General features: G+C 49.1%; 16 protein-coding genes, 1 tRNA gene and 2 other annotated features. Of the genes, 16 read left to right on the top strand and 1 reads right to left on the bottom strand.

Annotated features, from left to right (window positions below):
* The first annotated feature begins 75 nt into the window (after positions 1 to 75).
* From I2G42_RS01335 to ilvC, 9 genes are all read left to right on the top strand, one after another.
* Positions 76 to 945 (top strand): YihY/virulence factor BrkB family protein, encoded by an 870-nt coding sequence (locus I2G42_RS01335; RefSeq protein ID WP_195530643.1) that lies wholly within the window; start codon positions 76 to 78, stop codon positions 943 to 945.
* Between the two features lie 72 nt (positions 946 to 1017).
* Positions 1018 to 1270 (top strand) — a binding site (T-box leader).
* 165 nt (positions 1271 to 1435) lie between these two features.
* Positions 1436 to 2482 (top strand): phenylalanine--tRNA ligase subunit alpha, encoded by a 1047-nt coding sequence (gene pheS, locus I2G42_RS01330; RefSeq protein WP_022461828.1) that lies wholly within the window; start codon positions 1436 to 1438, stop codon positions 2480 to 2482.
* Between the two features lie 31 nt (positions 2483 to 2513).
* Complete coding sequence (pheT, locus tag I2G42_RS01325; RefSeq protein ID WP_195530642.1) at positions 2514 to 4958, top strand: phenylalanine--tRNA ligase subunit beta; 2445 nt, start codon at positions 2514 to 2516, stop codon at positions 4956 to 4958.
* A gap of 5 nt (positions 4959 to 4963) precedes the next feature.
* Positions 4964 to 5611, top strand: a complete 648-nt coding sequence (locus tag I2G42_RS01320) for a histidine phosphatase family protein (RefSeq protein ID WP_195530641.1) — start codon at positions 4964 to 4966, stop codon at positions 5609 to 5611.
* Positions 5612 to 5929: 318 nt separating this feature from the next.
* A complete protein-coding gene (locus I2G42_RS01315; RefSeq protein ID WP_195530640.1) occupies positions 5930 to 6955 on the top strand; it encodes an aldo/keto reductase in 1026 nt (341 codons plus the stop codon).
* Positions 6952 to 7896, top strand: coding sequence for an AEC family transporter (locus tag I2G42_RS01310; RefSeq protein ID WP_022462279.1), 945 nt, complete (start codon positions 6952 to 6954; stop codon positions 7894 to 7896). The genes I2G42_RS01315 and I2G42_RS01310 overlap by 4 nt, the downstream gene beginning before the upstream one ends.
* A gap of 107 nt (positions 7897 to 8003) precedes the next feature.
* Complete coding sequence (locus I2G42_RS01305) at positions 8004 to 9806, top strand: glycoside hydrolase family 2 protein (protein WP_195530639.1); 1803 nt, start codon at positions 8004 to 8006, stop codon at positions 9804 to 9806.
* Between the two features lie 121 nt (positions 9807 to 9927).
* A complete protein-coding gene (gene ilvN, locus I2G42_RS01300) occupies positions 9928 to 10434 on the top strand; it encodes an acetolactate synthase small subunit (protein WP_055226439.1) in 507 nt (168 codons plus the stop codon).
* A 157-nt stretch (positions 10435 to 10591) separates the two neighbouring features.
* Positions 10592 to 11611, top strand: a complete 1020-nt coding sequence (ilvC, locus tag I2G42_RS01295) for a ketol-acid reductoisomerase (RefSeq protein ID WP_195530638.1) — start codon at positions 10592 to 10594, stop codon at positions 11609 to 11611.
* A 157-nt stretch (positions 11612 to 11768) separates the two neighbouring features.
* On the opposite strand, the gene I2G42_RS01290 is transcribed toward ilvC, so the two are convergent.
* Positions 11769 to 12125, bottom strand: a complete 357-nt coding sequence (locus tag I2G42_RS01290) for a sporulation initiation factor Spo0A C-terminal domain-containing protein (protein ID WP_173858900.1) — start codon at positions 12123 to 12125, stop codon at positions 11769 to 11771.
* A 265-nt stretch (positions 12126 to 12390) separates the two neighbouring features.
* On the opposite strand from I2G42_RS01290, the gene I2G42_RS01285 reads away from it, so the two are divergent.
* The 7 genes from I2G42_RS01285 to I2G42_RS01255 all read left to right on the top strand — a co-directional run bounded on the left by I2G42_RS01285 (position 12391) and on the right by I2G42_RS01255 (position 20274).
* A tRNA-Pro gene (locus I2G42_RS01285) sits at positions 12391 to 12464 on the top strand.
* Between the two features lie 95 nt (positions 12465 to 12559).
* On the top strand, positions 12560 to 13582 hold the full coding sequence (locus tag I2G42_RS01280) for a LacI family DNA-binding transcriptional regulator (RefSeq protein ID WP_055266621.1): 1023 nt from the start codon (positions 12560 to 12562) through the stop codon (positions 13580 to 13582).
* 404 nt (positions 13583 to 13986) lie between these two features.
* Positions 13987 to 14940, top strand: a complete 954-nt coding sequence (locus I2G42_RS01275) for an ABC transporter permease (protein ID WP_070100779.1) — start codon at positions 13987 to 13989, stop codon at positions 14938 to 14940.
* A 21-nt stretch (positions 14941 to 14961) separates the two neighbouring features.
* On the top strand, positions 14962 to 15867 hold the full coding sequence (locus tag I2G42_RS01270; protein ID WP_055218098.1) for a carbohydrate ABC transporter permease: 906 nt from the start codon (positions 14962 to 14964) through the stop codon (positions 15865 to 15867).
* A gap of 30 nt (positions 15868 to 15897) precedes the next feature.
* Complete coding sequence (locus I2G42_RS01265) at positions 15898 to 17502, top strand: type 2 periplasmic-binding domain-containing protein (RefSeq protein WP_055218096.1); 1605 nt, start codon at positions 15898 to 15900, stop codon at positions 17500 to 17502.
* A 125-nt stretch (positions 17503 to 17627) separates the two neighbouring features.
* Positions 17628 to 17891 (top strand) — a binding site (T-box leader).
* 100 nt (positions 17892 to 17991) lie between these two features.
* Complete coding sequence (locus I2G42_RS01260; RefSeq protein ID WP_195530637.1) at positions 17992 to 19653, top strand: 2-isopropylmalate synthase; 1662 nt, start codon at positions 17992 to 17994, stop codon at positions 19651 to 19653.
* Between the two features lie 15 nt (positions 19654 to 19668).
* On the top strand, positions 19669 to 20274 hold the full coding sequence (locus tag I2G42_RS01255; RefSeq protein ID WP_055218094.1) for a hypothetical protein: 606 nt from the start codon (positions 19669 to 19671) through the stop codon (positions 20272 to 20274).
* The last annotated feature ends 38 nt before the right edge of the window (positions 20275 to 20312 follow it).

Here is a 20312-nt window from a genome sequence, read left to right as displayed (position 1 = left end):
AGGCTATCCTGCAATACAAGATGTGTGCAATAATGGGATAGATTCACGAAAACAAAGAAAAGGCGGTTTTGCCAGATGATAAAAACAATCCGCGGTTTTATGAAGCGCCTGAATGAGGACCATGTCGGTGCTTATGCAGCGCAGAGTGCGTATTTCATTCTTCTTTCCTTTATTCCGTTTGTTCTTCTGGTTGTTACGCTTGTAAAATATACGCCGCTGACACGCGACGATGTTTACAGCGTTCTGATCAATATGCTGCCCACGGAGTTCCAGAACTACGTGGGCGGTATTGTAAATGAGATCTTTTATCAGTCCGTTGCCTATATGCCGATTACGATCATCACAACGCTGTGGTCGGCGGGAAAGGGCATTGCGGCGCTGACAAACGGGCTGAACAGCATTTATCACGTAACAGAGACACGTAATTACATCATCAACCGGCTGCGGGGCATGGCATATACCTTGATATTTGTCGCTGCATTCCTCACCAGTCTGGTGCTTCTGGTCTTCGGAACCCGCATTCAGAATAAGCTGACGGAACATCTGCCGATGGTGGCGCGCGTGACATCCTCTATCATGGGCATGCGTACCCTGATTACGACAGGCGTGCTGGCGGTTCTGTTCCTGGTACTGTATAAATGCATTCCGAACCGGAAGGCGAGCTTTAAGAGCCAGTGCCCGGGTGCACTGATCTCATCCCTTGCCTGGTCTATTTTTTCCCTTGCATTTTCCATGTACCTCGACATCGCGCTTGCAGCGTCCAATATGTACGGCAGTCTGACGATGATCGTGTTTATCATGATCTGGATGTATTTCTGCATGTGGATCCTTCTGATCGGCGCGGAGATCAACGCGTATTTTGAGGATAAACTGCGGAAACTGCAGAACGCGGCGATCGAGCATTTTATGGAAAATAAAGAGACAAATAAAGAAGCGGGAAAATAATGGCTTGACATCCGGGGGTCAAGACGGTACAATAAACATTGTTTATGAAAGTTTTATAAATAATCTAACAGGAAAAATGCTGTGAAGATGTTCAGAGAAATATTTTTTCCGCCAGAGAGAGGGAGTCATCGGCTGCAAGCTCCTTCAGGTTCAGGAATATTTCAAATTTCGCATTGGAGCAGATGTCCGGAACGCATAGCAGGATACTGGAAATGCAAGTAGGGACAGACGTTTGGTGTACGTTACAGCACCGGTTATGAGTGTCTGCAGGAAGTATCTGCAGAAATCAGGGTGGTACCGCGAAATTTCAGATCTCGTCCCTTTGTGGGGCGGGGTCTTTTTTTCGTGAGCAACGAGCCAGGCAGCCATGCTTGCATGGATATCTGGCGACTGCCACGAAAATCAGATGCTCCGCTGTTTGCAGCGGGGTATCTGATTGTTTTTCACATTTACCATCAAACAAGCAAGAAAAAGAAAGTAGGAGAGTCAAATGCAGGAAAAAAGTGTATTAACCGGCCATCTGTCTGAATTAAAACAGAAGATTGAAAATGGACTGGAAGAGCTGAAAAGCTCCAAAGAACTGTATGAATTTAAGAGCGAGTATCTGGAAGGAAAGAAAAGTAAGATCAGCGGGCTGATGAAAGAAATGAAAAACATTGCCCCGGAAGAGCGCGCAAACTACGGTAAATCCGTCAATGAGTTAAAAGAGTGGGCGCTTGGCCGCTTCCAGAAAGTGGAAGAGGAGATGAAAGAGCGCGAGCTGCAGAAGAAATATGAGTCCGAGAAAATCGACCTGACCCTTCCGGCAGAAGAGACAGCGATCGGAAACCTTCATCCGGTTACCCTGATCCGCAAACAGCTCATCGACATCTTTGCAGGCATGGGCTTTGAGGTATACGAGGGAAGAGAAATCGAGACCGATTACTACAACTTTACTGCACTGAATACACCACAGGATCACCCGGCAAGAGATATGCAGGATACCTTCTATCTCTCCCCGGAATTCCTGCTTCGTACCCAGACATCGGCAGGCCAGATTCATGTCATGGAAAACAAAAAGCCGCCGATCAAGATCCTTTCCCCGGGACGTGTTTTTCGGTCTGATGACGACGCAACCCATTCTCCGATGTTCCATCAGATGGAGGGACTCGTTGTCGACAAAAACATCACCCTCTGCGACCTGAAAGGAATGCTCGACGTACTCGTACAGAAGATCTACGGCGAGGGAACCACAACCCGTCTCCGTCCGTCTTACTTCCCGTTCACGGAGCCGTCCGTTGAGGTAGACTGCAGCTGCTTCGCCTGCGGCGGAAAAGGATGCAGCCTCTGCAAGGGAACCGGCTGGATCGAGGTCCTTGGAGCAGGTATCGTAAACAAACGTGTGCTGGAGAACTGCGGCATTGATTCAGAAGAGTACAGCGGCTTCGCTTTTGGTATCGGCCTGGAGCGTATCGCCATGCTGAAATACGGAATCAACAACATCAAACTGTTATTCGGTTCCGATCTGCGGGTTTTAAATCAGATTAACGAGAAATAAAGACGAAACAGTTTGAATTTGGAGGTTTAATATGTTAGTACCGTTAAGTTGGCTGAAAGAATATGTAGATATCGATGTTACCCCGGAAGAACTGGAGAAAAAACTGTTCGACGGCGGTTTTGAAGTAGAAGAGCGTTATCAGGTGGGAAAAGACATCAGCAATGTTGTTGTCGGTCTGGTGGAGGGCTGCGAGCCGATCCCGGAGACCCATCTTCATGTGTGCCAGGTAAATGCAGGAGAACACGGCGCCATGCAGATCTGCTGCGGCGCAGACAACGTGCACACCGGCGGAAAATTCCCGGTTGCCCTTCCTGGCGCTTCTGTTTATGCAACAGCAAAAGATCATAAGACCATCGAGGGTGTTATGACCATCAAAAAAGGAAAATTAAGAGGATATGAGTCCTGCGGAATGCTCTGCTCCGGCGTGGAGCTCGGCCTTACCGAGGATCTGTACCCGGGCGCAGGCTACAACGGACTGCTTGTTCTGCCGGAAGATGCCGAGCTTGGCGCAGATGTCAAAGAGCTGACAGGTCTTGACGACTGGATCTTTGATATCTCCCTGACTGCAAACAGACCAGACTGCCAGAGTATCCTCGGTATCGCAAGAGAAGTATCGGCGATGCTGGAAAAACCTTTAAAAATGCCGGCAACCGATTACACCGAGACGGATGTGGAAAAAGAAGGCTTCTCTGTCCGCGTGGAAGCTCCGGAACTCTGCCCGCGTTACAGCGCTCATTACGTATATGACGTAAAAATCGGAGAGTCCCCGGCATGGATGAAACGCCGTCTGGCACTCGTCGGCATGTCCGCGATCTCCAACGTGGTTGATATCACAAACTACGTCTTAAAAGAGATCGGCCAGCCGATGCATGCTTTTGACTGCTCTTATCTGGAAGGCAATGAAATCTGTGTCAGAAGAGCAAAAGAAAATGAAAAGATTGTGACCCTCGATGAGCAGGAATACACAATGAATGAGAACAACCTCGTGATCTGCGACGGCGTAAAACCGGTTGCACTTGCCGGTGTCATGGGAGGCTTAAACTCCGAGATCCGCGACACGACAGAGGCTGTTATGTTTGAGTCCGCAAAATTCGCACGCGACAACGTCAGAAAGACAGCCCGTGCGCTTGGAAAAGCGACGGATGCCAGTGCAAGATATGAGAAAGGCGTAGACGAGTATTCAACCGTACTTGGTATGAAACGTGCCCTGCATCTGATGGAAGAGCTTGGCTGCGGTAAAGTTTCCCGTACCCATTTCGATGTGAACACCGGAAACTCCATCGATCCGACTCCGATGACCGTCAGTGTCAGCAAAGTAAACGGCGTACTCGGTATCGAAGTTCCGGAAGCAGAGATTCTCCGCATTATGAAAAACCTGAACTTTGCACCGGAAATCAACGGCGATGAGCTGACCATCCAGGTTCCGGCTTATCGTGAGGATATGCTGCCGGAGGGAGAGAACGATGTCGAGCGCTATCCGGACGTGGCAGAGGAAGTCATCCGTATGTACGGCTACGATCACGTAACCGATACCTTCCTTTCCGCTGCACAGGTAACGATGGGCGGCTACAATGAAGAGCAGAAAGGCGAGCTGGCACTGAAGAATACCTTATGCACCATGGGTATCTACGAGTGCATGCATTACTCCTTCTTCTCCCCTGCAGATCTGGATCTTTTGAAACTGCCGGCAGATGCAAAAGAGAGAAATGCCATCGAGATCATCAACCCGATCAACCAGGATCTGTCCCTGATGCGTACCACACTGGCAGCTTCCATGCTGAATGCCATTTCCAGAAATGAGAAACAGGGCACCCTTGAAGGAAGACTGTTCGAGGTAGCAAGCATCTACATTCCGGAGTCCCTGCCGCTGACATCCTACCCGGATGAGAGAAAAGTTCTCTGCGTCGGAACCTTCGGAAACAACGAGAGCTTCTTCACTATGAAGGGCATCGCCAACACTATCGCCGAGAGCATGGACATTGAGTTCACCTACGAGCCGGTTCAGAAATCCTTCCTGCATCCGTATCAGGCAGTGAAAGTACTCTGCGAGGGTACAGAAATCGGATACTTCGGAAAAGCAGCATACGATATCCAGAACGAGCTGAGCATGCGTACTTCCGCTTATATCATGGAGCTTGACTTAAAAGAGCTCTCCAGATGGTACGGCAAAAAACGCACCTTCCAGCCGATCTCCAAATTCCAGGAGGAAAAACGTGACCTGGCATTTGTCATGGACAAAAACATCAGCTGCGGCGATGTAGAGAACTGTATCCGCGAGGCAAACAAATACGTAAAAGAGATCCGTCTGTTCGATGTTTACGAGGGCGGCCAGATTCCGGAAGGCAAGAAGAGCATGGCGTTCACCGTCACCTTTGCACCGAAGGAAGAAGCATTTGACTTCGAAAAAGTACAGAAATTTGTCGAGAAGATCTGCAAGAAACTGCAGAATGAGTTCAACATCGAACTGAGAGGCTGATTTTTATGAAACTTTATATCATGCGCCACGGTGAAACCGCGTGGAACGTAGAAGGCAGACTGCAGGGCCAGACGGACACCGAGCTGAATGAGAACGGTGTCCGTCTGGCGAAAGTGACGGCGGAAGGACTGAAAAATATCCCGTTTGACCTTGGAATTTCCAGTCCACTGCGCCGCGCAAAGCACACGGCAGAGCTCGTCCTTGCGGGCAGAAATGTGCCGCTTACGACCGACGACCGCCTGATGGAGCTTTCCTTTGGCTCCTGGGAAGGGCTTGGATGCCGGGCAAACAATTTTGAGATTCCGTCTGAACACTTCGACGATTTTTACAGAGATCCGTTCCACTTCCGCCCGGCGGGAGACGGAGAGACGATCCAGGAGGTCTGCGACCGGGCAGAAGCGTTCTATCATGAGCTGACTGCGAAACCGGAGCTCCAGGACAAGACGATCCTGATCGCCACCCACGGCTGCTGCATGCGTGCGCTGCTGCGCAATGTCTATGAAGACAAGAACGACTTCTGGCACGGCGGCGTGCCGTACAACTGTGCGGTCAGCATCATCGAAGTACAGAACGGTGTTTCCACGCTGCTTGCGGATAATAAAATCTATTATGATCCGTCGGACTGCGTAAACTTTTATAAAGAAGTAAAATAAAAAATGATATTCAGAGGCAGACATAAAAGGAAAGTATTTCCCTTTGTGCCTGCCTCTTTAAATCGCGTTTGCCGTCTGACAGAAAGTGTGATACTATAGAAATAACGGATTTTAACACCAGTAGACAAGAAGTCCCCCGTTTCTGAAGCGGTGGGATGAATTGCTAAAAGAAACATAACGGCAGTGGCGGGCGGAGAGAAATCGGTATTCTCCACTGACATGAGGCAAGTCACAGTCGAACTATTTTCGATATGTCAGACTCCGTGAAATACCGACTGTGAGTTGAAACAATGAAAGCGAAAAAGGAGGAACATAAGTATGTCCATGGTAACACTGGGAAGCACAGGAATCTGTGTAAACAAGAACGGCTTCGGCGCGCTGCCGGTACAGCGTGTCACGAAAGAAGACGCTGTTTATCTGCTGCGCAAAGCGTATGACGGAGGCATCCGCTTTTTTGATACCGCGCGTGCCTACAGCGACAGCGAGGAAAAATTAGGCGCAGCGTTTGAGGGAATGCGTGAGAAGGTCTTTATCTCTACGAAGACGATGGCAAAGGATGTGGAGGGCTTCTGGAAGGATCTGGAGACAAGCCTTTCCCTTTTGAAGACGGATTACATCGATATCTATCAGTTCCACAATCCGTCCTTCTGTCCTAAGCCGGGAGATGGAACCGGCCTGTATGAGGCGATGCTGGAAGCAAAAGCACAGGGAAAAATCCGCCACATCGGTATCACGAACCACCGCATGAGCGTGGCAGAGGAGATCATCGAGTCCGGTCTTTATGAGACGCTGCAGTTCCCGTTCTGCTATCTGGCAACGGACCGTGAGAAAGCACTGGTACAGGGATGCAAAGAGAAAAATATCGGCTTTATCGCAATGAAAGCGCTCTCGGGCGGGCTGATCACAAACTCCGCGGCTGCATATGCTTTTGAAGATCAGTACGACAACGTGCTTCCGATCTGGGGCGTCCAGAGAGAAAAAGAGCTGGACGAGTTCTTAAGCTACATTGCCTGTCCGCCTGCCATGACGGATGAAATCAAGACGATCATCGAGAAAGACCAGAAAGAGCTCTCCGGCAACTTCTGCCGCGGCTGCGGTTACTGTATGCCATGTCCGGCAGGCATTGAGATTAACACCTGCGCGCGCATGAGCCTGCTTCTGCGCCGTTCCCCGTCCGCCAACCAGCTCACCGGGCGCGGCCAGGCGATGATGAAGAAAATCGAAGGTTGTCTCCACTGCGGCGCCTGCATGAAGAAATGTCCCTACGGTCTGAATACGCCGAAGCTTCTCGAAGAGAACTACGAAGATTATAAAAATGTACTGGCAGGAAAAACACTGGTATGAGTAATCTGATCTTCAGCCTGAACGCGACGATGCCGATCTTCCTGACAATGATTTTGGGACTTTTCTTTCGAAAGGTTGGTATTCTGGACGAATCGTTCACAAGCAAAATGAACAAATTTGTGTTTAAAATCGCACTCCCGGTGCTGCTGTTCCAGGACCTGTCGGATTCTGATTTCTCCGCTGTGTGGGATATCAAATTCGTTCTGTTCTGCTTCTTTGCAACACTGCTCTCAATTCTTGCGGTATGGGGACTTTCCCATCTCTTAAAAGAGAGAAGTGCAAGAGGCGAATTTATCCAGGCGGCGTACCGGAGCAGTGCGGCGATCCTTGGTATTGCCTTTATCCAGAATATCTACGGAAATTCCGGCATGGCGCCGCTGATGATCATCAGCAGTGTGCCGCTGTATAATATCATGGCGGTTGTCGTTCTTGCAGTATTCCGTCCGGAACGGGAGGAGATCACGGCAGATTTTGTGAAAAAGACGGCGAAAAATATCGTGACAAACCCGATTATCCTCGGGATCGCTGCAGGACTTCTCTGGTCGGTGCTTCGCATTCCAAAGCCGGTGATTCTGCAGAAAACGGTGCAGAATATTGCGGTACTTGCAACGCCGCTCGGCCTGATTGCGATGGGGGCGTCGTTTGAGGCAAAGAGCGCGGCAAAGAATATCCGGCCGTCGATTGCTGCAGCTGCGATTAAGCTGGTCGGTCTTGCAGCTGTCTTTCTGCCGATCGCCGTGATACTTGGCTTCCGTCAGGAAAAATTGGTGGCAATCCTTGTGATGCTGGGTTCCGCAACGACGGTGAGCAGTTTTATCATGGCGAAAAATATGGGTCATGAGGGAAGTCTGACGGCAAACACCGTTATGCTCACAACGTGCGGCAGTGCCTTTACGCTGACGTTCTGGCTGTATCTGATGAAAACGCTGGCGTTTATCTAACCGGATTGTGAATATCCGCTTTGATTTTCAGTACACCAAAAGCGTGTCCGGGATTTTGTACGGGCACGCTTTTATCAATCATAAAAATCAGAAAAAGAGGGAAAAGAATGGACTTCAAAAATGCGGTCAAAGCATTACAGATTGGAAAAAAGGAAGGAAAAAAATTCCGCCTTTCTACGGAATTTGGGAAAAATCCGGAAGAAGAGCTCCCGTTTCCGGAATATCCGCGTCCGCAGATGCGCCGGGAAAACTGGACAAATCTGAACGGATGGTGGGAGTATGCGTTCACGGAAACGCAGAAAATGCCAAAACAGCGGGACGGAAAAATTCTCGTTCCGTTTTCCCCGGAGTGCGATGCGTCCGGCGTGAAGCGGCAGCTGCTTCCAAAAGAATATCTGTGGTACTTCCGCACGATTCAGCTTCCCAAAATTCTTGCCGGAAAACGGCTGTTGCTGCAGTTCGGCGCCGTGGATCAGGATGCGGTAATTTACTGCAACGGAAAGCGTGCCGGAGGCCATCTCGGCGGGTATCTTTCTTTTTCAGTGGATCTTACGCCGTATCTCAAAACGGGAGAGAACGAGCTTGCCGTCAAGGTGCGCGATGAGACGGACACGGACTGGAAGGGCCGCGGAAAGCAGAGCCTTACCCCGGGCGGCATGTTTTACACCGCGCAGAGCGGCATCTGGCAGAGCGTCTGGATGGAATGGGTGCCGGAGACGTATCTGGAACGCATCGTGATCACGCCGGAATATGATACGGCGAGCGTAAAAGTACGGGTTTTCCTCAACGGACCGGATGCGGGACTGACGAAAAAAATTACGGTGCGGGAGAGCGAAGCGCCGGATGCGAAGGTGATCTGCGTCCGGGAGACGAGAGAAAACGAGGCGGAGCTGATTCTCGGTAATTTTGCAGGCTGGAGCCCGGAACATCCGCATCTCTATGGGGTTTCCATTGAAGCGGGAGAAGACCGCATCGAGAGTTATTTCGGCATGCGCAAATTCGGCATTGGAAAAGATGAGAAAGGAATCACGCGTCTTCTCTTAAACGGAAAGCCGTATTTCCAGAACGGTGTCCTCGACCAGGGTTATTGGCCGGAAAGCCTCTACACGCCGCCGTCCGATGAGGCGATGGTTTATGACATTAAGACGGCCAAACGCCTCGGTTTCAATATGATCCGGAAACACCTGAAAGTTGAGTGCGCAAGATGGTATTCCCACTGCGACCATATCGGTATGCTGGTGTGGCAGGATATGATCAACGGCGGCGGCCGGTCGATCCAGACGTTCCTTTTGTACCTTCCGACCGTACTGCCGTTTGTGACAACGGAATTCAGGGATAACTGTTATCCGCTCTTTTCGCGGACCTCAAAAACGGGAAGAGAGTGGTGGAAGCGGGAGTGCCGCGAGACGGTTCATCAGCTTTACAATGCACCGTGCGTGTCGCTCTGGGTTCTGTTCAACGAGGGATGGGGACAGTTTGATGCCAGGGAGATGACAGAAATGGTGCGCGCTCTCGATCTGACGCGGCAGATCGACCACGCGAGCGGCTGGTACGATCAGGGAGCGGGGGACATCAAGAGCCTTCACAATTACTTTCGTCCGTTAAAAGTAAAACCGGAGGAGCGCGCGTTTGCTTTTTCTGAATACGGCGGCTATACGTATCCGGTACAGGAGCATCTCTACTCCGAAAAATCGTTCGGCTACCGCACATACCAGAACCAGGCACAGTACCAGAAAGCGATGGATGCACTGGCAGAAAAGATAAGAGAACTCACAGAACAGGGACTTGCCGCAGCAGTCTACACACAGCTTACCGATGTCGAGGAGGAGTCGAACGGCATCCTTACGTATGACCGGAAGGTGTGCAAATGGGAACCACAGGAGGCAAAAGATTTTTGCCCAAAAGAATAATTTGGTAAAATTTTTGTTGACAAAGCGAGGATAAGTTGCTAATATATTGGATAAGGCGTTGGAAGTTGTAAGAAATTGCTGAAAATCCGCGGCGCCTGCGGATGGAGGAAAGTTGGTGTTTATGGAACAGAAAAGAACATTATCCCTGCTGGTGGATAATACGCCGGGACTTTTAAGCAGAGTAGCTGGTCTTTTCAGCCGACGCGGATACAATATCGAGACGATCACCGCCGGTGTGACAGCAGACCCGCGATACACAAGAATGACTGTTGTTCTGTACTGCAGTGATGAAATGATTCTGGAGCAGATCAAAAAACAGCTGGCAAAACTTGTCGATGTGCGGGATATCAAAGAGCTGAAGCCGGACGAGAGTGTCAGACGAGAGCTGATGCTGGTCAAAATCCGTGTGAATGAAAATGAACGCCGCAATGTCATCGCCATCTCCGATGTCTTCCGTGGAAGAATCGTGGATGTGGGACAGGAAAGCCTGATTGTAGAGCTGACCGGAAACCAGTCAAAGCTCGAAGGGTTCCTGAATCTGGTACAGGGATACGAAATCCTGGAACTGGCCAGAACAGGAGTGACAGGACTCTCCAGAGGAGTCCACGATGTGCGTTACCTCGATTAACGCAGATCACATTACATACGTTTGCTGGAGGAATGAAATTTTTGTATAGAAAAGTTCATTTCCCTGACAAACAGCAAAAGGCAGAAATGCTTTTCGCTGTATAAATTGACCGACCTGCCGCCGGTCAAGACATTCTATATATATGGAGGAAAATAAAATGGCAGCAAGACTTTTTTATCAGGAAGATTGTAATCTCTCTTTACTGGAAGGCAAAAAAATCGCAATTATCGGCTACGGAAGCCAGGGACATGCTCATGCACTGAACCTGAAAGATTCCGGCTGTGATGTTATTATTGGACTTTATGAAGGCAGCAAATCCTGGGCAAAAGCAGAGGCACAGGGATTCAAAGTATATACCGCTGCTGAGGCTGCAAAACAGGCTGATATCATCATGATCCTGATCAACGATGAGAAACAGGCTGCAATGTACAAAAAAGATATCGAGCCAAACCTGGAAGAGGGCAACATGCTGATGTTCGCTCATGGTTTCGCTATCCACTTCGGACAGATCGTACCTCCGAAGAACGTAGATGTAGCTATGATCGCTCCGAAAGCACCTGGCCACACAGTAAGAAGCGAGTATCAGGCTGGCAAAGGAACTCCTTGCCTGGTTGCTGTTGAGCAGGATTACACCGGAAAAGCTCTGGACAGAGCACTGGCTTACGGCCTTGGAATCGGCGGAGCAAGAGCTGGTCTTCTGGAGACAACCTTCAGAACTGAGACCGAAACAGACCTGTTCGGTGAGCAGGCAGTTCTCTGCGGCGGTGTATGCGCCCTGATGCAGGCTGGATTCGAGACTCTGTGCGAGGCTGGATACGATCCAAGAAATGCATACTTCGAGTGCATCCATGAGATGAAACTGATCGTAGACCTGATCTATCAGTCAGGATTCTCCGGAATGAGATACTCCATCTCCAACACAGCTGAGTACGGCGATTACATCACCGGACCGAAGCTGATCACAGCAGAGACCAAGAAGACCATGAAGAAGATCCTTGCAGACATCCAGGATGGTACTTTTGCAAAAGACTTCCTTCTGGATATGTCCCCGGCAGGCGGACAGGCTCACTTCCGTGCTATGAGAAGAAAAGCTGCAGAGCATCCGTCAGAGAAAGTCGGAGAAGAAATCAGAAAGCTGTACAGCTGGAGCAACGAAGACAAACTGATCAACAACTAATCGGTTTGCTGTCAAATGATCCATATCGGGAGGCTGCCTTTGCGGGCAGTCTCCTTTTTTCGTTCTATCGTTTTATCATAGAAAAAACACTTCCGCGCCATGCATATCCCCCAATATGATAGGGCGCGGAAGTGTTATCTTTTCTGTATTCGTTTTTTTATGCCTCCTGACGACAGGCAGGAAAAGCACAGTAGTATTTGATATAAGAACTTAAAATATCAAAAAATTCGGAATTGGTCGGTTTTGTCAGAACCGGATGCACAGAAAGCGAAAAGAGCAGATCACGGTTTCCGCGGGTCCAGCAGACGGAAATAGCGGTGCGGATGTCTCGTTCGACGCATGAGGACGATACCTGAAACGTTTGCGCGATCTTTGGGTACAGCGTTTTGCTGACCCGAAGGAGATAATCTTCGTCTTCCATGCATAAAGCGATACCATAGGCGAGATAGCGAAATCCGCGGTATTTTGCACCAATTCCTAAAGAGTGTAGTAGAAAGTAAATTTTAGTTTCCATTACGATGTCTCCTTTTATTCAGTTTTTACATAGTCTTTGCAGACGGGCATGCCAGAGGTGAAAGTTTGTATGGCATACGATTTTCCCCTTTCACTTATGATACGTGGAAAACGTCGAAAAATTACATATTCAGAAAGAAAAAGTGACAATATAGTAAAATAAAAGAGAATATGACACGAAATAAAGAAATGAATGTAATGAAACGGGAGAGGGAAAAATAACATTGATTTTTCAGAAGTTCGCTGGTATAATGAAAACATGATTACGGGGTATGGCGTAGCTTGGTAGCGCGCACGGCTGGGGGCCGTGAGGTCGCAGGTTCAAATCCTGTTGCCCCGATCGGTAAGAGTGTCGTTTTACGGCACTTTTTTTCTTACGGACAAAGACGTGTGCGAGAGAAAAATGAATTGCGCAGAAAAAACAGGGAGGAAGTTATGGGGAAAGTAACGATACAGAGTATGGCAAAGGAGCTGGGACTGTCCCGGAATACGGTTGCCATGGCATTAAAGGATGATCCGAAGGTGGCTCCGGTGACACGGGAGAGAGTTCTTCGGATGGCGAAAAGGAATGGGTATCTGGGCGAAAATGTATACGTGGAAGAGGTTCGGGCACCACAGGAGAAGCATTACAATATTATGGTTCTGCGTACGCGGGATGCCGCTGTTTATTGGGACCGCGTCGTGAGCGGCATCTCTGAGGAGGCGAGCCTCAACAACTGTCAGACGCGCGTTGCGGTCGTGACGGAGCGTGAGGAAGAGAACGGTATTCTGCCGCTCGGACTGGATGAAAATATCGATGCAATCTTCTGCATTAAGATGCTGCCGCCGGAATATATGCAGAAACTGGTAAATCTGGGGTATCGCATTTTTCAGCTTGACCATTACTGCGGTATCGAACAGCGGCCGATGGGCGATATCGTGCGTGTGGACGGTGTGCAGCCGGTGAGTCTTCTGACGTCCCATCTGATCGAGCAGGGCATGATGCGGATCGGTTTCCTAAGTGAGCACAGCAGCACGTATGAGTCGATGCATGACCGGTATGTCGGTTTCCTTGCAGCGATGGAACAGGCGGGCATTCCGCTCGAGGAGGAGCTTGTGCGCCCCAATATGGAGAGCGATCATTTTTATTACCCGGAAAATTTTGACAAGATTGTGGCGAGCTATGATACCCTGCCGGAAGCGATTGTCTGCGGCAACGATATGATCGCCAAAAGATTGACAGAGTCCTTCCGGAAAATCGGTGTGCGCGTGCCGGAAGATGTGGCGCTGACCGGGTTTGATGATGACGAGGACCGGATGCTGTATCCGTTTTTCTCGACCGTTCACGTTGATACAAAGTGGCTTGGCCGCCGTATGGTACATGAATTTTTATGGCGGGAGGAGCACCCGGAAGCGCCGAAAGAGAGGATTCTCGTATCGGGTGAGGTTGTGGTACGCCGTTCCTCGTGCAAGCGCTAGGGATAGAAAGAAATAGAAAAAACAGGAAAAAATGAAAAAAGAAAGAGAGCCGGAAACGCCCCGGCGGACGAGAAGAAAAACCGTCTGCCGGGGCGTTTCCGGCTCCCTTTTTGCGATGATTCAAATTCGTGCATAAATGCCATGTAGAAAAACACTAATTAATAATGCAAAATAGTGCAATTAAGGAAAGCTAAACTGAACAAAAATGACAAAAACGCAATAAATGCACAAAAAAATCTTGACTTTAGTCCGAAAACATTGTTTAATATGATTAACGGATGGCGAAAAAATGCAATATTCAAAAGTAACAAAACGCACGAATAAAAACCTCGTTAATATCACATATTAAAAATTAATAGTGCAAAATAATGCATTGTATCGCCGGAAGGAAAGGAGAGAGCGAAATGGCACAAGTAAAGACAGTTTCAGGCAAAAAAGAAACCTGGAAAGAAAGATGTGCGAGAACCGCACGCGAAGTTGTAAAAAGACGCTGGTTATTTTTCCTGTTGATTCCGGGAATCATTTTCTTCGCGGTTTTCAAGTATATCCCGATGTACGGCTTGAAAATTGCATTTCAGGATTACAACCAGTACGATCCGTCCAAAAGCCAGTGGGTCGGATTTCAGCAGTTTATGGATCTGTTTTCTAAAAACTCATTCTTACCGGTTCTACGGAACACGATTGTCATCAGTCTTTTAAAACTGATCCTGGGATTCCCGATTCCGGTTATCCTGGCACTGATGATGAATGAGATGAAAAATATGGCATTTAAGAAAGTTTCTCAGACACTGCTTTATCTGCCGCACTTTATCTCCTGGGTTATCCTCTCCGGTATCATCATGACATTACTTGATCCGGATAACGGTATGATCACCAACCTGATCCAGACGCTCACCAGACAGCATATCATGGTACTGACGGATTCAAGATACTTCGTTCCGATGCTGATCATCACGGATATTTACAAGGGTCTTGGATGGGGAACGATTATCTACTTTGCAGCAATCAGCGGTATTGACCCATCGCTTTATGAGGCGGCTGCGATCGACGGAGCCGGAAAATGGAAACAGGCCATCAACATTACACTGCCGTGTATTGTACCGACCATTATCATCCAGTTCATCCTGAGCAGCAGCAACATTCTGAACGCCGGTTTCGACCAGATCTTCATGCTGTACACTTCACACGTTTACGACGTAGCGGATATCATTGATACCTATGTATACCGTATGGGTATTATCAACAATGATTATTCCTTCTCGACAGCAGCCGGCATGTTCAAATCTGTTGTCGCACTGATCATGATTCTGTTCGTCAACCAGGTTGCCAAGAGAACCGGCAACGAAGGTCTGTTCTAAGAGAGAAAGGAAGGAATGAAAATGAAAGCATCCAAAAGCGGTGGTACCGTAATCAAACGTGGAAAAGCAGAGAAAGCTTTTACCGTATTCAACTACATCTTTTTTATTCTTTTGAGTATCGTGATGGTTTACCCGTTCTGGCATGTCATCATGATGTCCTTCAGCTCAGTGGAAGCAACGGCAAAAGGAGGCGTATTCCTCTATCCGCAGGGATTCAACCTGGACACCTACGCAAAAGTATTTAAAGATCCGTCCATCTGGACCGGATACGCTACAACAATCGGCGTTACCGTACTTGGAACCGTATTTGGAACCCTGTTTACCGCAACGACCGCATATCCGCTTTCCAAGGCAAACCTGCCGTTCCAGAAAACACTGAACTTTCTGATCCTGTTCACCATGCTGTTTTCCGGCGGTATGATCCCTGGATACCTGCTGATCAAAAACATGCATCTGATCGACAACCGCTGGTCTCTGATTCTGCCGGGACTCATCAGTGCATACAACGTAATCATTATGCGAAGCTTCTTCTCCACAATTCCGGAGAGCCTTGAGGAGTCCGCAAGACTGGACGGTGCGAACGATGTTACGATCTTTGCAAAAATCGTTCTTCCGCTTTCCAAGGCCAGCATCGCGACCATCGCGCTGTTCACCGCAGTCGGTTACTGGAATGATTACTTCTCCAGCGTTCTGTATATCAACACCAAGAGCAGATGGTCTCTGCAGGCGGTTCTCCGCTACATGCTGACCAACACCAACCAGGCAATGCAGTCTGCCGGTGTTACCGTAACAGCAACGACCAACGTAACGGCAGCTACGATCAAAGCAGCATCCGTTGTCGTTGCAACCGTACCGATTCTGTGCGTATATCCTTTCGTGCAGAAGTACTTTGTAAAAGGAGTTATGATCGGCGGCGTTAAGGGCTGATTTTAACGATAAAAAAGAGGAGGAAGAGAAATGAAGAGAAGAATGATGGCACTGCTCCTTGCAGGAGTAATGGGAGTGGGAATGATGTCGGGCTGCGGAAGCAGCAAATCCGCAGACAGCGGAAAAGTCGTAAGAGAAGAGTCGGATGAACCGATCGACGTGCTGAATCAGGATGAGAAAATGAAACTTTCCATCGTGTGCCTGCAGGGTTATACCCAGCCGGACAGCGAAATGCAGAAATGGATGGAGGACCGCTACAACCTGGATATCGATATCATCGCACTGCCGGGCTGGTCGGATGCAACATCCAAAATTTCCCTTCTGATGGGCGATGAGACACAGCGACCGGACATCATCTGGTGGTGGAACATGGAAGCTGACTATACGAAATGGGTAGACGCAGGCCTTCTGGTGGATATTTCTCCGTATATGAAGAAATATACCAACATGGTTGACTACTACAACAGCGTAGATCCTGGCGTTATGTTCTACGCATCCGGAGACAACGGAATTTACCGTATCCCGGGCGACGTTGCAGAGCCGGCATGTGAGACTCTGTGGATCCGGAAAGACTGGCTGGACAACTTAGGACTGGCTGTTCCGACTACACTGGATGAGCTGGAAGACTGCCTGTACAAATTTACCTTCGACGATCCGGACGGAAACGGTGTGGATGACACCTACGGATGGAATGGTGATGGATACGATTACCGTACTTTCTGGCCATGGATCCAGGGAAGCGGCGATGGAAACGGACGTATGGACTTCCTTCGTCTGGAAGACGGTTCCTACATCTACGGACCGACCACCGATGACTGCAAAGAGTGGCTGGGACGCGTAGCAAAACTGTACGCAGACGGCGTCATCGATCCGAGCATCATCACCGATACTGACCGTGATGAGGAGATGGCAAACGGCGGATTCGGCGCAACCTACAGCTGGGTATCCTGGAACAACCCGTCCAGCGGTACGATGCAGTCCTTCTATGCTTCCAACCCGGATGCAGAGTGGATTCCGATCGATATGGTAAGCGGCGACAACGGCAACCCGCAGGACGAGCCGGCAACCATCGCAGCATGGTGCTACTTCGGTATCACAAACGTTTGCTCCGATCCGGAAAGAGCGTATGCGATCTTTGATGACATGGCAACACCGGAGAACTGGATTCACAAGAAATTCGGCGTTGAGGGAAGAGACTACAAAGACAACGGCGACGGAACCTACGAAATCATCAACCCGGGCGATGGTGCAGTCAACACCGAGCAGAACCTTGGTATCAACCTGTTCCAGGATCTCTTCGCAAGAAAAGATGCTGCCAACATTGCCAATACAGAAGAGACGACCGAACTCTTTGAAAAAGTAAAAGAGAACAGCCGTGATGCTTATGCAAAGACCATCGAGAAGAAGAACCCGGATGCATATACCGTAAACAATGATCTCGGAACCGATATCGGTGACGCGATGAAAGAATACACCTGGGGTGTCATCGGCGGCGGAAAATCTCTGGATGACTGGGATTCCTACGTTGATAAAATCAATGGGCTCGGTCTGCAGGATGTGCTGGATGAGCTCAAGGAAATCCACGGAAAACAGGTAGAGGATTACCAGAAATACCTGGAAGAGTACAACAAATAAAACAACGAAATCATGCGTTAGAGCACTCGCCGGAGCCTCCTTTCCGGCGGGTGTATTTTTACGGAATCCTGCGTTTTCCGCTTGACAGAGATGGAGAAAAATGGTAACATAAGAGCCAAGTTAGGAAAAAGGCAAAGAAGAGGAATACTACATGGAGCTTCCGAATCCAGAAAGCTGTTGGGTGATGTGAAACAGCAGACGAATTCCGTGGAACTGACCTCAGAGCCGCTGCTCCCAAATTTAGAATAAAAAGAGTAGGTGCAGACGGAAACCCACCGTTAGAAGGGCAGGATATGCAGATGTTTCATCCGTATCCGCAGAGTGTACAGAGAAAATCTCTGTAAAACAGGAGTGGTACCGCGTAAGATATCAAGTCTTTCGTCTCTTGTGTCAGAAGCCGACACAGAAGATGAGAGATTTTTTTATGCTTTCATCCCGAATTTATGTCGGCAGAATAAATTGTATTTCACTTTCTGGGAGGAAAAAATCATGATGAATGTAAAGAAGTATCAGAAACAGTATTATATGCCGCCGGTTCCGTGCATGGACTGGGCAGAAAAAGACAGCATTGACAAAGCACCGGTATGGTGCAGCGTTGACCTTCGTGACGGAAACCAGGCACTTGTAATTCCGATGAGCCTGGAGCAGAAGGTAGAATTCTTCAAACTCCTCGTTGAGGTTGGTTTCAAAGAGATCGAGGTCGGCTTCCCGGCAGCATCTGAGACCGAGTACGAATTCCTTCGCACCCTGATCGAGCATGATCTGATCCCGGATGACGTAACCGTTCAGGTTCTGACCCAGGCGAGAGAGCATATCATCCGCAAGACCTTCGAGGCATTAAAGGGCTGCAAGAATGCCATCGTTCACGTTTACAATTCCACTTCCTATGCACAGCGTCAGCAGGTCTTCAAAAAATCGAAAGAAGACATCCTGAAAATCGCCGTTGAGGGAGCAAAGCTCTTAAAAGAGCTGACAGAAGAGGCCGGCGAGAAATACCGCTTCGAGTACAGCCCGGAGAGCTTTACCGGAACCGAGCCGGAATATGCGCTTGAGGTGTGCAACGCCGTTCTCGACGTATGGCAGCCGACTGCAGACCGCAAAGCCATCATCAACCTGCCGAGCACCGTGGAGCTTTCCATGCCGCACGTTTATGCAAGCCAGGTGGAATACATGAGCAAAAACCTGAAATACCGCGATAATGTCGTTCTTTCCCTTCATCCGCACAATGACCGCGGCTGCGGCGTTTCCGATGCAGAGATGGGTATCCTTGCCGGAGCAGACCGTATCGAGGGAACGCTGTTCGGAAACGGCGAGAGAACCGGAAACGTGGATATTATCACGGTCGGCATGAACATGTACATGCAGGGCGTCGATCCGGAGCTTGACTTCTCCGATATGCCGAAACTCTGCCATGCATTTGAATCCTTCACCGGTATGAGCATCAACCCGAGAAGCCCGTATTGCGGATCTCTCGTATTTGCAGCCTTCTCCGGTTCCCATCAGGATGCGATCGCAAAAGGCATGCACTGGATCGAGGAGAAAGCACCGGATACCTGGACCGTTCCGTATCTGCCGATCGATCCGACCGATATCGGAAGAAACTACGATGCAGACGTCATCCGCATCAACAGCCAGTCTGGAAAGGGCGGTGTCGGCTATATTCTGGAGACGAAATACGGCCTGAATCTGCCGGCGAAGATGCGCGAGGCTATGAGCTATACCGCAAAATCCGTTTCCGATCATCTGCATAAAGAGCTGCGTCCGGATGAGATCTTTGAACTCTTTAAAGATACCTTCGAGAACGTAACGACACCGTACAACATCAACGGCGTTCACTTTAAACAGCTCGATGAGGGCAGAATTGAAGCACAGGTTACCTCCAATTACGAGGGCGGTGAGTATGCAACTGTATATGCAGAAGGAAACGGCCGTCTGAATGCTGTCAGCAACGCGCTGAAACAGCAGTACAATCTGCAGTATGATCTGGTCAGCTATACGGAGCACGCGCTGGAGCAGAGCTCAAGTGCACAGGCAATTGCCTACGTCGGCATCAAAAAGCCGGACGGAATCCTTTCCTGGGGCGCAGGCGTAGATCCGGATATCATCCGCGCTTCCATCGACGCGCTGGTAACTGCAATCAACAACCGATAAGAAAAGAGAGAGCATATGCTGTTTAAAAACAAAATTGAATACACCAAAGGAATGTTTGTGGAGATTTACGGCACCGAGATAAAAAAAGTACGTCTGGTACTGCGGATCATTACAGGGATTGCTGTTGTGGCTGCGATCGCTTTTATGATCTACGGTGCAGCAGCGCGGGGATTTATCATGCCGGGAGACTTCTTCAATCTTGGAATCTCCATTCTGATGGCACTTCTGTGTACGTTTCTGCCGAATCTGATGGCACGTTCACAGATGAAAAAATGCAAAAAGAGAGGACTCCTTGGAGAACGTACCCTTCGTTTTACTGAGCAGGTGCTCACAATGACATACGAAAAAGAGGGCAGAAGCACTGATATTCCGCTCGAAGAGCTGACAAAGGTGACGGAGTTTGACAACTTTATCCGCATCACCATCGGAGGCAGAAGCACCTTTCTCGATAAGAAACGCTTTGAAATCGGAGACGCGGCAGCGTTTGTGACCTGGGCGGAAGATAAAATCGCAGAGAATGCGGAAAAAGAGGAAGAGGCACTCGCACTCGAGGAGACAGAAAGGGAAGCTCCGGCGTTAGAAGACGGCGAAGCAAAAACGGAGGAGTCCGACGAAAATTAAATCATACATTCTGACAAAAAATATTTTGGCAGAATGGT

Source organism: Fusicatenibacter saccharivorans (assembly GCF_015557635.1).
GTDB classification, from domain to species: domain Bacteria; phylum Bacillota; class Clostridia; order Lachnospirales; family Lachnospiraceae; genus Fusicatenibacter; species Fusicatenibacter saccharivorans.
The sequence above is the reverse complement of the archived record's forward strand: the minus strand, read 5'-3'. Positions and strand labels throughout refer to the sequence as shown.

What these genes read in the sequence shown, in the direction of transcription:
- ilvC (WP_195530638.1), top strand. Translation starts at nt 10,592, where the DNA reads ATGGCAGCAAGACTTTTTTATCAGGAAGATTGTAATCTCTCTTTACTG.
- I2G42_RS01335 (WP_195530643.1), top strand. Translation starts at nt 76, where the DNA reads ATGATAAAAACAATCCGCGGTTTTATGAAGCGCCTGAATGAGGACCAT.
- I2G42_RS01260 (WP_195530637.1), top strand. Translation starts at nt 17,992, where the DNA reads ATGATGAATGTAAAGAAGTATCAGAAACAGTATTATATGCCGCCGGTT.
- I2G42_RS01280 (WP_055266621.1), top strand. Translation starts at nt 12,560, where the DNA reads ATGGGGAAAGTAACGATACAGAGTATGGCAAAGGAGCTGGGACTGTCC.
- I2G42_RS01255 (WP_055218094.1), top strand. Translation starts at nt 19,669, where the DNA reads ATGCTGTTTAAAAACAAAATTGAATACACCAAAGGAATGTTTGTGGAG.
- I2G42_RS01265 (WP_055218096.1), top strand. Translation starts at nt 15,898, where the DNA reads ATGAAGAGAAGAATGATGGCACTGCTCCTTGCAGGAGTAATGGGAGTG.
- I2G42_RS01310 (WP_022462279.1), top strand. Translation starts at nt 6,952, where the DNA reads ATGAGTAATCTGATCTTCAGCCTGAACGCGACGATGCCGATCTTCCTG.
- pheS (WP_022461828.1), top strand. Translation starts at nt 1,436, where the DNA reads ATGCAGGAAAAAAGTGTATTAACCGGCCATCTGTCTGAATTAAAACAG.
- pheT (WP_195530642.1), top strand. Translation starts at nt 2,514, where the DNA reads ATGTTAGTACCGTTAAGTTGGCTGAAAGAATATGTAGATATCGATGTT.
- I2G42_RS01290 (WP_173858900.1), bottom strand. Translation starts at nt 12,125, where the DNA reads ATGGAAACTAAAATTTACTTTCTACTACACTCTTTAGGAATTGGTGCA.
- I2G42_RS01270 (WP_055218098.1), top strand. Translation starts at nt 14,962, where the DNA reads ATGAAAGCATCCAAAAGCGGTGGTACCGTAATCAAACGTGGAAAAGCA.
- I2G42_RS01315 (WP_195530640.1), top strand. Translation starts at nt 5,930, where the DNA reads ATGTCCATGGTAACACTGGGAAGCACAGGAATCTGTGTAAACAAGAAC.
- I2G42_RS01275 (WP_070100779.1), top strand. Translation starts at nt 13,987, where the DNA reads ATGGCACAAGTAAAGACAGTTTCAGGCAAAAAAGAAACCTGGAAAGAA.
- ilvN (WP_055226439.1), top strand. Translation starts at nt 9,928, where the DNA reads ATGGAACAGAAAAGAACATTATCCCTGCTGGTGGATAATACGCCGGGA.
- I2G42_RS01320 (WP_195530641.1), top strand. Translation starts at nt 4,964, where the DNA reads ATGAAACTTTATATCATGCGCCACGGTGAAACCGCGTGGAACGTAGAA.
- I2G42_RS01305 (WP_195530639.1), top strand. Translation starts at nt 8,004, where the DNA reads ATGGACTTCAAAAATGCGGTCAAAGCATTACAGATTGGAAAAAAGGAA.